The sequence below is a fragment of the Pantoea sp. CCBC3-3-1 genome, assembly GCF_007981265.1.
Classification (GTDB): domain Bacteria; phylum Pseudomonadota; class Gammaproteobacteria; order Enterobacterales; family Enterobacteriaceae; genus Erwinia.
In genome coordinates, this window is record NZ_CP034363.1 from 3,300,640 (window position 1) to 3,315,530 (window position 14,891).

A 14,891-nucleotide genomic window follows, 5' to 3' on the forward strand; every position below is an offset into this window, starting at 1 on the left:
AATGAAAGCTAAGGTTGCAGGAGCTTTATTAACTATTATCGTTTTATCAGGTTGTGCGTCAACAGCAGGGAATCAATCAATTAAAAATGAGACGCAGCAAAGTATTGCGTCAAAGATCTTCAAAGGTCGAACCACGAAGCAAGATATTCAAAAGCAGTTCGGTGAACCTACTCGTAAAACCACCGTTGATACTAACGAGGATATGTGGTTTTATTCAGTCATGAATTCAAATATGTCAGCAACGTCGTATATTCCAATCGTTGGAATTTTTACGAACGGAACCGACATGAAAAGTAAGGCACTAACAGTTACGTTCCAAGGAGACAAAGTCGAAAACTGGTCTTTCAGTGAGAGTAACGATTCAGTTCATAACGGATTGTAAAAAGGCTCTTATTTGAATTATTTCAGATTTGAGCGGAAACAGCTATTGTACAGACCTAAACCTCATCTGACAGGCAGCTCTGTGCCAAAAGAGGTAATAGTTTACAGTAATTAGTATTGATTAACAGGAAGCAGATAATCTGCGATAAGTTTTGTAATTCCCAGCAGTTTAAAAAAGTTGTTAACTTTCAGATAAGAGAAGATTTTTTCCTCTTGCAATAAATCATTAAAAAGTGTTATAAATCATTTGCCCTAAGTGCAGACTTGGGGGAGGTGTACAGTTTGTCCAGTCCGGGCCAGCGAGCTTCGCAACACGCCGACCAGAGACTGAACAACAGGTGGACGATGCTCATAACGGTCTCCATTAAGCTGATTACATTATACAGTGTTTCTAACATTTGCGGTGAAATGCATCTCTGGTTACTTGCGAATCAGTATGTATGAGAAGGTTGGATAAAGACCACTTTGTTAAGCCGGGGCAATGTTTTTTGGACGACCGCAGTTCAAAGTTGCCCCGGTTTCACAATCCCTGAGAACTAACAATATGGAATCTCGTGAGCATCCTTGGTTTAGAAAACGTGGTTATTTGCACTTTGATAAGCCAATTTCTGTAGAGCATGCCTTAGATATAGTTACTAATCCTAATTCGGTTGCCACTCATTCGTTCCTTCCGTTTATAACATTTACTTCGACTACTTTTAAAATCCATAAAGACAAGGGAAAAAACGCAATAGAAAAAACGATAAAAGAAAGGCCCATAGCGTATTCCTCTCACATCGATAGTCATATCTATTCTTATTATTCTGAAATCCTCGACTACCTGTATGAGGAACAGTTACACACTCACAATATATCCAAAAATATACTAGCGTTCAGAGCGTTAGGTAAAAGTAATATTGAGTTTGCTAATGCAGCCTTTCAGGAAATAAAACGGAGAGGTAATTGCAGTGCGGTTGCTTTAGACTTATCTAAATTTTTTGACACTCTGGACCATTCTATATTAAAAGATGCTTGGTGTAGATTGCTGACTACTGACATTTTACCCCGAGATCATTATGCTGTTTTCAAAGCTATTACAAAATACTCTAAAGTAGATAAAGAAAAAGTTTATGAACTTATGGCTATTCCTAAAAATAATGCAAAACACGCAAAAAAGACAAGGAAGCAAATTTGCTCATTTGCAGAATTCAGGAATAAAGTTAGGAAATCAAGCCTTATAGTACCTAATAAAGCTAATTTTGGTATTCCGCAAGGTTCTCCGATAAGTGCCCTTCTTTCAAACATCTATATGTTGAACTTCGACATTGAGATGGATCAATACGCGTCTTCATTAGGTGGGGAATATTTTCGCTATTGCGATGACATGCTTTTTATTGTACCTACGCATGAAAAAAACAATGTAGCTGGTGAGGCAGAAAAACGCTTGATTAAACTTAAAGTTTCTCTAAATGTCAAGAAAACAGAAATTAGAGAATTTAAAGCAACTCCAACAAAAATTACATCTGATAAACCACTTCAATATCTAGGTTTTATTTTCGATGGAGATAATATTTTTCTTAGATCCTCATCTCTTTCACGCTATTCTGACAGAATGAAGCGTGGAGTTAAGCTGGCAAAAGCAACTATGAAGCGAAAGAATAAAATAAGAAAAAATAAAGGACTACCAGACAAAGAACTTTTTAAGGAAAAGGTTTATGCACGTTATGCTCATGTAGGAAAGCGAAACTTTTTAACTTATGGATATCGTGCTTCACGCATTATGAATTCTAACTCAATAAGAAAGCAGTTGAAACCTTTGTGGGAGAGATTGCAAAAAGAGATCCAAAAGTAATGTGTGTTACCCATATATGGTTTGCAGAACACACTTCCAATTAAGTTGTGGAATATAGGCAACGCTAGAGTAATTACAATTGTTAAAGCAGATTTGTTAAGTAACCAAGAAAATCTCTGGTTTTAACTCAGACTTAAAAAGGAAAATACTATTATGAATGAAGAATTTACTTCCCATAATGCCAGTAAAAATAAAAATTCAAGTGATCCCTACGAAGATAGTTCTGCTCAAGATTATTTTAAAAAACCTTCTGCTAATTTATATTTTAAAAAGCTACTTGGTTGTAGCGATAAATTATATCTCACTAACGGAGATTTAGAGAAGCTTAAAGAGTCATATGATAAGGCCCATGACATTAGGAAATTTGAAATAGAACTTTACTGGAAACGCACCACCTATATTTGGACATTAGTGGCTGCATTAATTACAGCATGTGCAATTTTAGCGGCAGCTTATTATCGTGTCCATGATGCAGACCCTTCAAAAGATAGAGCTCTTAGTGAAACTAGAAATTTTTTACTGGCGTCCTTAGCTGGCGTGTCTTTTTTCGGTGTTATTATTACTATAACTTCCTCTTTCATACTTAAAAGTGGAGAATATTGGCAGAAAAACTGGGAGTATCATGTAAGCCTATTAGAACCTTTATTTTCCGGCAGATTATACTCAAGCCTGCTTGATAAAAACAAAAGTCGTTACTCAATCGCTGGGTTAAATAATTTCCTTTATGCTATTTTTCTTTTTCTTTGGATTGTGATTTTCGTTATCATTACAATTACACTTTCGAAAGATTTTCCATTTTGGTTTTATTTATCCCCACTTATTATATTTGGTTCTACATTTTTATTAACAAACACAATTATCTCTTGGAAAACACGCAGAACAACTGACGTCTCTCAGATTGAAATTTCTCAATGGGGGGTAGAGGTTAAGGAAAAAACATCAAAAGAAAGCAAAGAAACCTCTCGACTACATTACATATTAGAAACAACACTAAAGATTGTGAAAATTTTAACATATTGTTTTTTAGCAGTTATACTCGGAAATGTAATCTACCACCAATTATTTTAATATAATAGGACACCAAATAGTGTACTCATTATCTTATCACGCATTAACCTAAACCCAAGAATTAAAAAATCGAATTATTAGTAATTTCCGAAAATCGCTCAAAGCAGACTGTCAGATCAGATTGTGTGCTGCTAATGAAAACTGTTAGACGAAGTCTGTGCTAATACACTTAATGACTAAGACCTCGGTTGAAACTTGTGGGGTCTTTAAGTTTGTGTTAAGCACATCTTATCGGTTACAATCCTGAAATGTTCTCATGCTTCACGGATAATGGATATGAATAAACTACAAATCGAACAACTTTTACGACAGGAAGGGTTCACACCTAAAGAAATTTCCGTGATTCGTCAACATGCTGAGAAAGACGCCTACCCCTACCCTTGGTTGTTATCTCAACTTTCAAAGAGATTTGTTGTTTCCATTATCCTGCTGCTCATACTTTTCGCAGGCTTTATCTTCACATTGAGTCATGGCACTCATGAAAACCTTGTCTCTTACTCAATTACGTTTTTAATAGGTTTCGGAATCATGTATGTTTTCGTTCCATTGAAACCTGCATTTAAAGCATTCAGATTCATGAGAAAGCATGGTCATTCATTATAATTATCACTGATAGATTTGATCGCCATACCGTCGTTATAGACTTCAATAAACAGCTCTTTTCTACTCATTTCCTTTATACCGCGAACGTAATCAGTATTGAGGAAGTAGAAAAGCCTCCATGCCTCCGGTTTCTGAACCAGGCGAACAATGCCATACACCGATAACGCCAGATCCGTTGAGCTATAGGCTATCTGTCCAACCTTTTGATCGAAGCCCAAAAATTCCGCTGTAGCTACATAGCCCTGCTTCAACAACCCTTCGCTATCGCTTTTGCCATAAATCAGATTCTCAACTGATTCCTGAACACCGTTTAACCCATGGAGCACTAGCATTCCGCCAAAAGCTGTTCCAATGATTGTTCCGGTAGCAAGGGAAGCGCCAACGACCGATACTCCGGCTATAACCTGCAGGCCACTTAGAACTACACCTACTCCATTTATCACATAGCCCCAGATATCTCCCTTCTTAACGAGCTCAACTGACGCATGTACAGCAGCTGTACCAGCACGAAGCATTCTGTCCTGAATCGTTAGATATTCATTTTCCTTTTTCAGATTCTGTATGCAGTTCTGGCACTGCTCATCTGAAGATCCTGACCGTATTATGTTAAGTTGAGCATTCACAAAAGCTTTAACATCGTCCTGAAACTGCAAGCGATTAAGCCCGTCTTTAAGATAGATAAGAGACAGGTGATTAGCATGAGCAAGAAGCTGATTTGCCTCTGCATTTGCCATTGTCAGGAAGTAATCTGCGAATCTGTTCGGTTTCCAGTAGTCCATGACTGACCCTTTATGTCATTATGTATATCTATAAGTTTATTTAATCAGATAAGTTTGCTGAGTGAAAGAAAAAGGGCCAATCATGAGTACTGATCTCTTCTTAAAAATCGACGGCATTACAGGTGAATCTCAGGACAGCAACCACAAAGGCTGGATCAACGTAGACTCTTTCACATGGGGTGCAACACAACCTGGTAATATGTCAGTTGGGGGCGGCGGCGGCGCTGGTAAGGTCCAGTTTCGCGATCTAACAGTACAGACCCAAATCGACAAAGCAACACCCGCTATCATGCGATACGTCTCAAACGGCAAGCATATCGGCAAAATAGAGCTATCAGTCTGTAAAGCAGGCGGCAGCCAGATAGAGTATTGCCGTATAACTCTGGAAGACGTATTAATCACAAACGTAACATTCCATGGTACGACAAATCGTGACCTTATCGGATTGTCCTACCAGTTTCAGGCTTCAAAAGTCAAAACCCAGTATTGGGAGCAGTCCTCTACTGGCGGCAAAGGCGCAGAAAGTCAGTCAGGTTGGAATATTAAGACCAGTCAAGAAATTTAGTTATTATCTTTAATCCCTTTGAAAATAGAAAATTTTTACGCCCTATATAATGAGAAGTTAAGTTCGCATATGAAATATATAATTTTGATTGTTATTTTTATATCCACTTTTTGGTGCTGGCATGCATTCCCTGATAGCAGCCCACTAATAATGCTAACTTATTCCAGCACAGACATTAATGAAATAGTCAAAAATTCATTTAATCTTACAGCAGGCATGTTTAAATACAATTTACTTTCTGCCTCCTGGATTACGTTTATCATTTATGGTTTTGACTTTGTTACGTCTACACTAAACTATAATACGCCATACATGCGTAAATTATATAAGAGTTGCAGACTTGAAGTTGTAACTCTTTTCATTATGTCAGTAATTACTTTTTTTATATTCTGGGATTCGAAGAATACTTTCACTAATTCAAGTGTAGACATTGCTATGGCTGGCTTAAGCTTTATGATAGGTGCGCATTACAACTTTCTAAAATTATTCAAATTTAAAATTGGTAGAGTTAAATACCCAATTAAAATTGCAGCTTTGATCAATATTTTCATGGGTGCATTTTCTTTTTACATCATTGCGATTACAAATGACATTTCAATGGGTAGATTCAATATGGAACAATCTATCTGGTTGCAAATCACAGTATTAACTTATTCTTTATCACTGTATTTTTCTTCAAAGTATATTTCTTATGTAATTAAAACTAAAACATTAGGCGTGTCTCCTATCATTCTTGAAATTCTTAAATCTCTAAAACCCAATAATAATATGTATGAAGATCTTGCTAAGGGAGTAGATATTTGGAACAAAAAAAGCAGAGAGGAAAAAGCAATAGCCAGCTCCAAGCTTAGAAAAAGAAACTCCAAAAAAAGAAAGAGAAAATAACACCTAATTGTATTCTTAATTGATTGGTGCAATCCTAGCATTAATCAAATATGGAAAGTCAAAGCCTTTTGCCTTTCCGTTTTTTCTTGTTAGGTGATACTTGACTCAATAGGACCGATTTCTCGTACTTAACCCTTTCTGCCTGATAGATCCCCTCTGCCTCCTGTTCATTATCAATCGCATAGTGAATGAGATATCTAAAGAAGTATGTTAGCTCATGCTCAAACCCTAAGGTATCAATGATACGTTTTGAGCTACATTTAAGTGCATTTGAAAGCATAGAGATTATAGTAAAGCGATCAATTGTGCTGTTCATCTGATCGGGAAGATAGTATTTGATATAATAGCCTACGCAGAAGAGCCACATGTAACGCACAATTCTACTGTGATCAAAGCCAGACTGTTTTAATTTTTCAACATATAGTTGTAAAAGAAGAAGCAATTTCTCTTCTTTTGTAAGAGTATTATAATTTTTCATAGTTGCATCCTTGCAATAATCGTCATCCTGACGATTAAAAAGTAACATAAAACTTTAACTAGTCAATAGGTGAAATCTATCAAGATTAGTTTAATATCAGCTTTGTATTACATCGCTCTCACGTATATTGTGTTTGCCACAAAAAAACAGTAGCTTATTTATATATTCTCTTTGAGCATCTATAGTTTTAGCACTGTCTTCGAGTTTCTTTTCAAGCCGTTCAATCCGCTCAGCAGCAACCTGGAGATTTCCTGGACGCACCTGGCACTTTAACTTTGATTTGATAACATCTTTCTTAACTTCAAATGCACCTACGATGTCTTTATGCATATATAGTGCTTGTCGAGTTGGACGTCTGCCAATCTTCTTGGTTACACTATCGCACAATCCTTCCCAGGTTATTTTATCTGGTAATGACCACGAATTTATAGACTCAATTATCTTTCTTTTATCATTGTTTGTAAGTCTTCTTGCCATGTAAGCCACCTATAATTTACAAGTTTTAAATATTAATTCCTCATTCGCCCACTTATCCGCACCGTAGACACCAGAACTACTATCTTTATCTGATGTTTTTATTAAATATTCAAATTTTTCTTTCAAAAATTTATTATTTTTATCAAATCCCGGATACTTTCCACATGGAGCCATTGCATAATCATGCTCACAATAACCATTGTCCATAATCATAAAAGCCCCGTGACACTGATCAAAATCTAGTTCCGGTTCTTTCACACGCTCCTCTTTATTATTTTTTAAGTCTGATAGAGTGTCATTCTCAGAAAGCCCCTCTGGTATATTCTCCATGAAATCCATAGCATGTTCTTGTGAAACATGGTTATAACTATTATTTTGAGAAACATTTTTCCTTCCAGACCAGCGAGCTATCTCAAAATCTGTCATTCCACCTAAATATGCAATTGTGTTTAATAAATGACGAGCCTGGTGAGAATTAAAAAATAAACTTTTATTTTCTGAATCAGAGTATTTGTGCCTAGCAAATATATTATTTTTGTTATAACATGAAATGTCATTATTAAACTCAACTGCATTCGCAACTCTAAGAGAAAAATAGTCTGTTTTTTTCTTAGAACTAAAACAATACTTGTGCTGCAAGCATAACGCATTAAATTGCTCAGGTTTAAATCCTTTCGCCAGTCCATATTTAATGGCAGAGCTTTTATTTTCGAAGTTATTATATTCTAACTCTTTTGCCAGCTTACGTGCATTCTCAGATAGTTTTTTTAAACGCGATATAGCTTTCTTAGCTATAGGAACCATAATGGTCGGGATCCATTTTATATTTGCTCCATATCCTTTTAGTGAGAATAACCGAAGCCCATATCTCATTACCCCATTGTGATCCTCTGAACAGAGTTCACAATCAAAAGGCAATGACAGTATCTCTGTTATGCGTGAAGGTGCACACATGAGTAAAGCAAACACTGAACTTGTAAATAAATCTTGCTCACTTAAAAGGCAATCGTCTTTTGCAAAGATTGCAGCTAAAGCCTCTATTGATTTCAAACCAGACAATTTCCCTTCGGGACTTATCAGACACTCAAAACTTTCATACAGTTCAGGTGAAGGTTGTCTGGTTTTATTCTTCCAGCAAAAGTAGTGTTTATTTAGAAATCCCTTTTGAAAGATAATTTCAGAAATCTTTTGCAGATTAACTGATATCTGAAATGCAGTATTCCTTTTATATAACTTCTTTGCTCTTTGATAAGCATAATCGAACACATTCTCGTTAATCAAGCAAACGTCTGCACAATTGCATTTCTTATTTAGGGAGAATTCTAAAAGCCGTAGAGCAGCTATCAAAGCTGTATAGCTCTTGGAGGGATTTAAAATGTGCTTGTGAATAATAATTGCTTTACTAAAGTCACAAAATTTTTCATTCATATATTTCAATTTATTGGGCTTTGAATCTTCATCTTTTAACGATTTAAAAGTACAGAATCCATTCCATTTGTTTTCTTCCCAATGGAATGGGAATTTGAAACGCTCAAATATTTTCTTGGCGTCAGTAATGTAATTATCCAACCTTTCTAATGGGTTGCGATTTTTATCAACGACATAAAAATTATTTTTCATTCTACCCTCCATGGATTAAACCTTTTACAGCCATGGCAAGGGCTAGAAACCTTCTCACTTTCGATATTTTTAAGAGAATCAGGCTTTAGAGCATTCATTAAAACGTCGCCACTAAAAGGCCTAATCCCCATAAAGACTTCCGCTATATCCTTAAGATAAGGAGTAACTGCTTTATCAATCACTTCAGCATTCCCAGGCTCATTTTTAATATATATTGCTGCACATGCTGTTGAGGTGTGGTCTAAAGCAACTGCTATTTCTTGAACACTAGCCCTATTCCTGGCCATTTTAGTACCCAATGTATATCTAAATCTGTGAGGGTTCAATTTAATAATTTTATTTGTTCTTTCTGAAATTACATTATGAACACTTGCAAATTTATTTAGTTTATAAATCAAGTTTGACCGCCCAATTGTCAACTGATTGATCGAGCCTTTTAAAGAACTATTCATTAGTAACTTTTTATTTAAAAACAACGGGGCCTTTCTAAGTTCACTTAAAGGAATATCCTTGAATCCATGCTTCTTTAAGAAGTCAAGATTATCTCTTACATGACTATTAAGTTGATTACAAAGTTTTTTTGATACTTTGACTGTTCTGTACAACTCTCTTGAACCTGGTCTTTGTTTCGCCCTCTGTATACTTAGAATTCTCACTCCACCTTCTTTAAATATATCTTTCATTCTGAGGTTAAGTATTTGTGATATTCTTCTTCCAGTAGTTAATAGCAACTGAATTATTAGATAACATTCGTTATCTAAACTTTTTTCCCTCCGTGCTTTTCTGGAAATAAGAGATATTTGCCTTATCTCCTTATCTGTAAATGGCCCTCTTTCAGGATCCATAGATCCAACTACTTGACCTGGTGGTTTCCCTTTTGATTTCATTTCCTTGAAGAAGGTATATGCTTCATCATTTACACCATCTAATCCAAGATCGAACCATTTGATCATGAAAATTTTCGTATTTACTGTATACCTATAGTTTTTAATGTTAAGATTTGCTTTTAAATCCCATGCAAATTCTTTGTTAATTTCTTTTGGAGAAAAAAACTTAAAAACATAGAGTAAGCTTTGAAAAATACTTTTTAGGTATACCAAAGAATAATTTTCCGCATAAAAAATCAAAGTTTCAATCATTCCTGCCTGCAAATCAAAATGCACTTTTTCAAGCAAGCTTGTCACGTCCCTCTTAAGATAATTGCTCAAATAACTGATTTGTTCTGTAATCGCTTCGTTATTTTTATTATCGTCTTTAGACAGTTCCAATTTTTCTTTTAACTTATTCATTTACAAGCTCCTTTAATTCATTTTGAATTCTATCTTGAACTAACGATAAAATTCTGTTGGCTTGTTCTCGAACGTATGTAGCATTATAAACATTCGACATTTGTGAATAAGGGGTCCAGCCCATTGCATAAGATCTAATTAACTCTGTACTGAGACCATTCAACGAGAAGTTTAATTTTTCGATTTTCACTGAAAACTCATAGTTCCAGGTGTGTCTAAGCGAATGACCTGAAAATTCTTTCAAGATAGGGTCATGCTCTCTGATTTTTTGAATGGTTTTTTCATACGAACTAACGGACATAGGCAATCCCGCTTGTTTTCCACCCTTGTGACTTATAATTAAAAAATCATGCGGTTTCTTGCCAATATAATTTCTTCTCTCTGTTTGTATGTACTCAATAACTTTTCCAATGACCCATTCACTCACCTTCATTTTTCTACTCAATGTTTTAACTACGGGCTGATTAACCCTAGTATCAAATATATCCCCATGTCTTCTCATAATTGAAATGGTGCTTTTATCAAAATTAATATCGCTAATTCTTAAATTCAGCAACTCACCTTTTCTCATACCGAGTGAATAAAGCAAAATGATAATAAGCTCATTTCTTTTCCTGACGTTTTCACTATAAATATTGCTTGAAGAGTTAGCGCCAACATATCTGAATAAAACTTTTTTCTGAGTAATGTCAATTGCTTTTCCATCGTCCATATAATAGGTATCTGCGATCTTCTTTCTGGGTGTATATCCATTCAACATTTTTAGAAATAGTCTTGCCTGACTGTCATTGTGAGCTTCGCTTCCTATTAAATACTCACATAACCATTTGATATATTTAAATGCTATTTTTACTCTATAGCATTTAGTCCCTGAACCTACCTCTCTGTGATTAAACTCGTATATATTACCTTTAGCTTTTCTTTTAGACATATAAGTAATAATGTCTTTTATGTCTTCTCTTGCCAGAAAACACTTGTCGTTGATTACCTTTTCAAGATCGATATTCTTTTTTTCAAAAAAATCTAATAGCATTATTATGACTTTTGCTACTGCTAGTCTTGTAGAAGCGGTGTATTTGTCATTTACTATTTCACTTACCAGATACAAATTAGGATAAACTACAGGCTTTAAACTACTGTGTATTATTTGGCATGATCTCGTACCGTCATTCATTATAAAACTTTTAATTACATACTTATTCATTTCAACCTCCCGGTTTACGTTTTAATTAACTCCGGGAATCTATATTTTATTATTTTTAACTTTGCAAATTTTTTTATTATTAAATTTTCTCGAATTGCATTCTTATTGATTTCTTCAAGTCTAATTTTACGTTTCATTATTCACTCAGATAAATAGTATTTCTCCTGAGTAAATACCATAAATATCTTTAAACCCCTTGAGAATAAAGGATTCTTTTCTTGCATTTTGAAAATATGTAAATTTCAATATACTTAAAATGCTATTATTTACGTTTTATTTTTCAAACGAAAAAAATTTTTTACATCGACCATTCGATTTTTATCATAGCTAAATTTAAGTCAAATTTCTTTGTGTGCTTTTTGTACTAAACTTATAGTTGCTATGTCCCTCAAACTTTTCATTAAACTTTTATAAGTAGGGAAGCCTATGAACATCTTCATTAGTTCACTGATATCTGGGTTTGAAGAAAATCGAATTGCAGTTAAACGAGCCATTTCGATTCTTGGTCATAAGCCTATCATGGCCGAGGATTTCGGTGCGCGTTCTGACTCTCCCCAAGTCACTTGCCTCAGAGGAGTCCGAGAAGCAGACGCTGTAATCTTGATACTCGGTTCTCGCTATGGAGCACCACAGCAAAAAGGTTTGTCTGCTACTCATGAAGAAGTACTAGAAGCTCGCACCACTAAGCCACTGATTATATTTCTTGAAGCAAATATTCATCCTGAGCCCGAACAAGAAAATTTGCTAAATGAAGTGAGTACCTGGGAAAAAGGACTATTCCGAGAGGAATTCAGCTCCGCAGAGGATCTGTTTGAGAAATCCCTTAAGGCCATTAGTCAGTTACAGCTTGCTCATGCACAATCACCAGTTGACCCAGAAGGGTTGAAAAAGCGAGCCATAACGAATTTACCTAAGGAAAATCAGAACTATTTCCATAGCTCAGTCAGACTCCAAATCTCCATAGCAGCAGGCCCTGACACGACAATTATCCGTCCAGCTCAAATGGGTTCCAAAGCACTGATAAACATCATGTCGCAGGAAGCTCTTTTTGGAAACAATTCGGGAATCGGACCAATTTTCGACAGGCAGTCTGGAGTTAACGATAGTTTAGATAGCGACTCATTATGTATCAGCCAGAGTCAAAATCGCGACGTGCACAACTTAGTCAAGCTTTCCCCCTCAGGGGACATACTTCTGATCCTTTCCATGCCAATGCAGTCAGGTGGTTTGCCGGTAATACTCGAGGAAACCGTACACGAAACCTTATTAAAGGGCTTTGACTACGCCTCATGGCTTCTGGCAGAGATAGATAACACGCAACGGCTGACTCATGTTGTTCCCGCCGTGAGCATAGCAGGAGCTTCCTCCGCTGGCTGGCGCACCATTGCTGAACACCAGGCTAGTCCAAACTCAATGCAGTCTTTCGGTATGGGTCAAAGCAAGGAACCTGTGCTTTTAAGTCCTGCACACATTGTCAGACAGTCATTTGCTTTGTCGTCAGATCGGAATACTTACGTTGAAGACTTCGTAGCCCTTCTGAGACGTATGTGGAAAGAACAAAGGTATTAAGATTGCAGCCGACCCTATGTCTGAGGCGAGGAAAAATGCATGTCCGAGCTTAAGGCCAAGTAATGGGCCTAGCGTCAGAAAATCAAAATCTGCATTTCCTGATATAAATCATTGATTTATTGAAACTAGCTCCAGTGATCTCGTGCCGACCAAAATACAGAGTCTGTCAGTCATGGTCACTGATGGATACCCTACAGAAACCCGCATTCTCACTGAGTTTGCGGGTTTTTTGTTGCCTGTATAAAAATCAGGGCAAACCGGGCGGAATTCTGAATTGTCTTTTCTTTGTCGGTGAATATTTACAGCTTGTTCAGGGAGAGTATGATTTCTAACGGTCTGAACAAGCTGATGGATTATCACGCACAAGGAAGCGATACCGTGCCAGCACTAGAATTCCCCTGTACCCTTTTCACGACGCAAAGACGGATGGATGATTACAGCGCCAGCGATATGCTCTGTGGCGATTTATCCGCCTCACAGTTGCTGGCAGCAGTGCAGATTCCTAACAGCTAAGGACTTTAACGAAGACTAAATCACTTCGCTACTTTCTGTGATTAGCGGCTTTTTAATGCCTAAAATTTGACCCGGGCACGGCACTGCCCTCAACATCCTACACGTAACCCACCAGTAGGGATGACATATCAGCAAACATCATTTGCACCTGCTGCCAAATTTTAGCCTCAACCAGCGGCATCCCCTTATAAATTTATCTAATTGAATTTAATCATTTTTATTGAAATTTAGCCGCAGCTTTACCTTCAAGCTTTGTAAAAAGTGTGATAAGGATCACTTTCGGATTGAATTTTATACGCAGGCTTCTAGAATTACGCGTTTTGTAACGGGAATGGAGCTGAAGCCTATGTCTGACATGAACATCGTCTCGCGTAAAGTCGCATGGTCACGCGTTCTGGCTCTTGCGGTAGCTGCCTTTATTTTTAACACCACCGAATATATGCCGGTCGGTCTGCTGTCAGATATCGGCCACAGCTTTGGCATGGAGTCGGCACAGGCTGGCATCATGCTGACTATCTATGCCTGGATCGTGGCGCTGATGTCGCTGCCGTTGATGCTGATGACCAGCCAGACAGACCGCCGGCTGCTGCTGATTGCGATATTCAGCTTGTTTACCGTAAGCCATGTGCTGGCCTTTTTCGCCTGGAACTTTGATGTGCTGCTGCTCAGCCGCGCTGGCGTTGCGCTTGCTCATGCGTTGTTCTGGTCCATTACCGCATCGCTGGCGGTCAGACTGGCCCCGCCGGGTAAGCGTGCTCAGGCACTGAGCCTGATTGCTACGGCAACGGCTTTGGCCTCCGTACTGGGGCTGCCGCTGGGCAGAATTATTGGCCAGAGCTTCGGCTGGCGCAGTACGTTCCTGCTGATTGGTGCAAGCGCCTTTGTGCTGCTGGGTTTGATTTTAAAAATCATGCCGCGCGTACCGTCAGAACACACTGGCTCACTGAAAAGCCTGCCAGATCTGTTCCGTCGCCCGGCATTGGTGGGTCTGTATGTGCTGGCTGTCACCGTGGTGACTGCACACTTCACAGCGTTCACCTATATTGAACCGTTCGTGCAGAAAGTGGCGGGCTTTAATCAAGATTTCGCTACGCTGCTGCTGTTGATCTTTGGCATGGCGGGCATTACCGGCAGTATTATTTTTGGTAAAAGCGGCGAGAAACGTCTGTCAGGATTACTGATTGCCTCAATCGCATTGCTGGCACTCTGCCTGATTCTGCTGTCGCCTGTTGCCGCCAGTAAGGCTGGCTTAATCGTTCTCAGCCTGCTGTGGGGCATGGCGTTTATGATGATTGGCATGGGCATGCAGATGAAGGTGCTAACGCTGGCACCCGATGCAACCGACGTGGCGATGGCGATGTTCTCCGGCATTTTCAATATCGGTATTGGTGCAGGCGCGCTGTTAGGTAATAAAGTGAGCCTGGATTTATCGATGTCATCTATCGGTTACATCGGCGCGGTTCCGGCCGTATCAGCGCTGCTGTTGGCAATTGTGGTCTTCCGTAAACGTCGTGGCGAAGAACCACAAAGCGAGACCAACGTGGTTACCGAGATCAAATAAGCCGTCATAAAATAAGAAGCAGCGGTTGATGAATTCAACCGCTGCTTTTTTTATTGCAGCAAGCAAAC

15 protein-coding genes are annotated in these 14,891 nt (G+C 37.8%); 9 read left to right on the forward strand and 6 right to left on the reverse strand.

From position 1 onward, the window contains the following. Window position 1 precedes the first annotated feature (1 nt). The 4 genes from EHV07_RS15500 to EHV07_RS15515 all read left to right on the forward strand — a co-directional run bounded on the left by EHV07_RS15500 (window position 2) and on the right by EHV07_RS15515 (window position 3,883). Window positions 2-382, forward strand: a complete 381-nt coding sequence (locus tag EHV07_RS15500; RefSeq protein ID WP_147198904.1) for an outer membrane protein assembly factor BamE — start codon at window positions 2-4, stop codon at window positions 380-382. Window positions 383-925: 543 nt separating this feature from the next. Further along, a complete protein-coding gene (gene drt2, locus EHV07_RS15505; RefSeq protein WP_147198905.1) occupies window positions 926-2,212 on the forward strand; it encodes an antiviral reverse transcriptase Drt2 in 1,287 nt (428 codons plus the stop codon). A 153-nt stretch (window positions 2,213-2,365) separates the two neighbouring features. Then, the gene (locus EHV07_RS15510; protein WP_147198906.1) at window positions 2,366-3,280 is read left to right on the forward strand and encodes a hypothetical protein; all 915 of its coding nucleotides are present in this window, start codon (window positions 2,366-2,368) and stop codon (window positions 3,278-3,280) included. 276 nt (window positions 3,281-3,556) lie between these two features. Beyond that, entirely contained in the window at window positions 3,557-3,883 is a 327-nt protein-coding gene (locus EHV07_RS15515) for a hypothetical protein (protein WP_147198907.1), read from the forward strand. Here EHV07_RS15515 and EHV07_RS15520 read toward each other — a convergent pair. Beyond that, window positions 3,871-4,662, reverse strand: a complete 792-nt coding sequence (locus EHV07_RS15520; protein ID WP_147198908.1) for a DUF4225 domain-containing protein — start codon at window positions 4,660-4,662, stop codon at window positions 3,871-3,873. The genes EHV07_RS15515 and EHV07_RS15520 overlap by 13 nt on opposite strands. 82 nt (window positions 4,663-4,744) lie before the next feature. Here EHV07_RS15520 and EHV07_RS15525 point away from each other — a divergent pair, with 82 nt between their 5' ends. Together EHV07_RS15525 and EHV07_RS15530 are read left to right on the forward strand one after the other, a co-directional pair. Continuing rightward, window positions 4,745-5,227 (forward strand): type VI secretion system tube protein Hcp, encoded by a 483-nt coding sequence (locus EHV07_RS15525; protein WP_147198909.1) that lies wholly within the window; start codon window positions 4,745-4,747, stop codon window positions 5,225-5,227. 69 nt (window positions 5,228-5,296) lie between these two features. Further along, complete coding sequence (locus EHV07_RS15530; RefSeq protein WP_147198910.1) at window positions 5,297-6,112, forward strand: hypothetical protein; 816 nt, start codon at window positions 5,297-5,299, stop codon at window positions 6,110-6,112. 58 nt (window positions 6,113-6,170) lie between these two features. On the opposite strand, the gene EHV07_RS15535 is transcribed toward EHV07_RS15530, so the two are convergent. The 5 genes from EHV07_RS15535 to EHV07_RS15555 all read right to left on the reverse strand — a co-directional run bounded on the left by EHV07_RS15535 (window position 6,171) and on the right by EHV07_RS15555 (window position 11,180). Next, window positions 6,171-6,590, reverse strand: a complete 420-nt coding sequence (locus tag EHV07_RS15535) for a hypothetical protein (protein WP_147198911.1) — start codon at window positions 6,588-6,590, stop codon at window positions 6,171-6,173. 96 nt (window positions 6,591-6,686) lie between these two features. Then, window positions 6,687-7,067, reverse strand: a complete 381-nt coding sequence (locus EHV07_RS15540; RefSeq protein WP_147198912.1) for a hypothetical protein — start codon at window positions 7,065-7,067, stop codon at window positions 6,687-6,689. A 9-nt stretch (window positions 7,068-7,076) separates the two neighbouring features. Continuing rightward, the gene (locus tag EHV07_RS15545) at window positions 7,077-8,687 is read right to left on the reverse strand and encodes a hypothetical protein (protein ID WP_147198913.1); all 1,611 of its coding nucleotides are present in this window, start codon (window positions 8,685-8,687) and stop codon (window positions 7,077-7,079) included. Then, window positions 8,684-9,976: a site-specific integrase gene (locus EHV07_RS15550; RefSeq protein ID WP_147198914.1), complete on the reverse strand. Its 1,293-nt coding sequence runs from the start codon at window positions 9,974-9,976 to the stop codon at window positions 8,684-8,686. Before EHV07_RS15550 ends, EHV07_RS15545 begins: the two co-directional genes overlap by 4 nt. After that, window positions 9,969-11,180, reverse strand: coding sequence for a site-specific integrase (locus EHV07_RS15555; RefSeq protein WP_147198915.1), 1,212 nt, complete (start codon window positions 11,178-11,180; stop codon window positions 9,969-9,971). Before EHV07_RS15555 ends, EHV07_RS15550 begins: the two co-directional genes overlap by 8 nt. 426 nt (window positions 11,181-11,606) lie before the next feature. On the opposite strand from EHV07_RS15555, the gene EHV07_RS15560 reads away from it, so the two are divergent. The 3 genes from EHV07_RS15560 (at window position 11,607) to EHV07_RS15570 (ending at window position 14,823) form a co-directional block, all read left to right on the forward strand. Further along, window positions 11,607-12,749 carry a DUF4062 domain-containing protein gene (locus EHV07_RS15560; RefSeq protein WP_147198916.1) on the forward strand — a complete coding sequence of 381 codons (1,143 nt, stop codon included), beginning with the start codon at window positions 11,607-11,609 and terminating at the stop codon, window positions 12,747-12,749. Between the two features lie 348 nt (window positions 12,750-13,097). Continuing rightward, a complete protein-coding gene (locus EHV07_RS15565) occupies window positions 13,098-13,262 on the forward strand; it encodes a DUF3289 family protein (RefSeq protein WP_147200646.1) in 165 nt (54 codons plus the stop codon). A gap of 346 nt (window positions 13,263-13,608) precedes the next feature. Continuing rightward, complete coding sequence (locus tag EHV07_RS15570) at window positions 13,609-14,823, forward strand: sugar transporter (RefSeq protein ID WP_147198917.1); 1,215 nt, start codon at window positions 13,609-13,611, stop codon at window positions 14,821-14,823. Window positions 14,824-14,891: the final 68 nt, after the last annotated feature.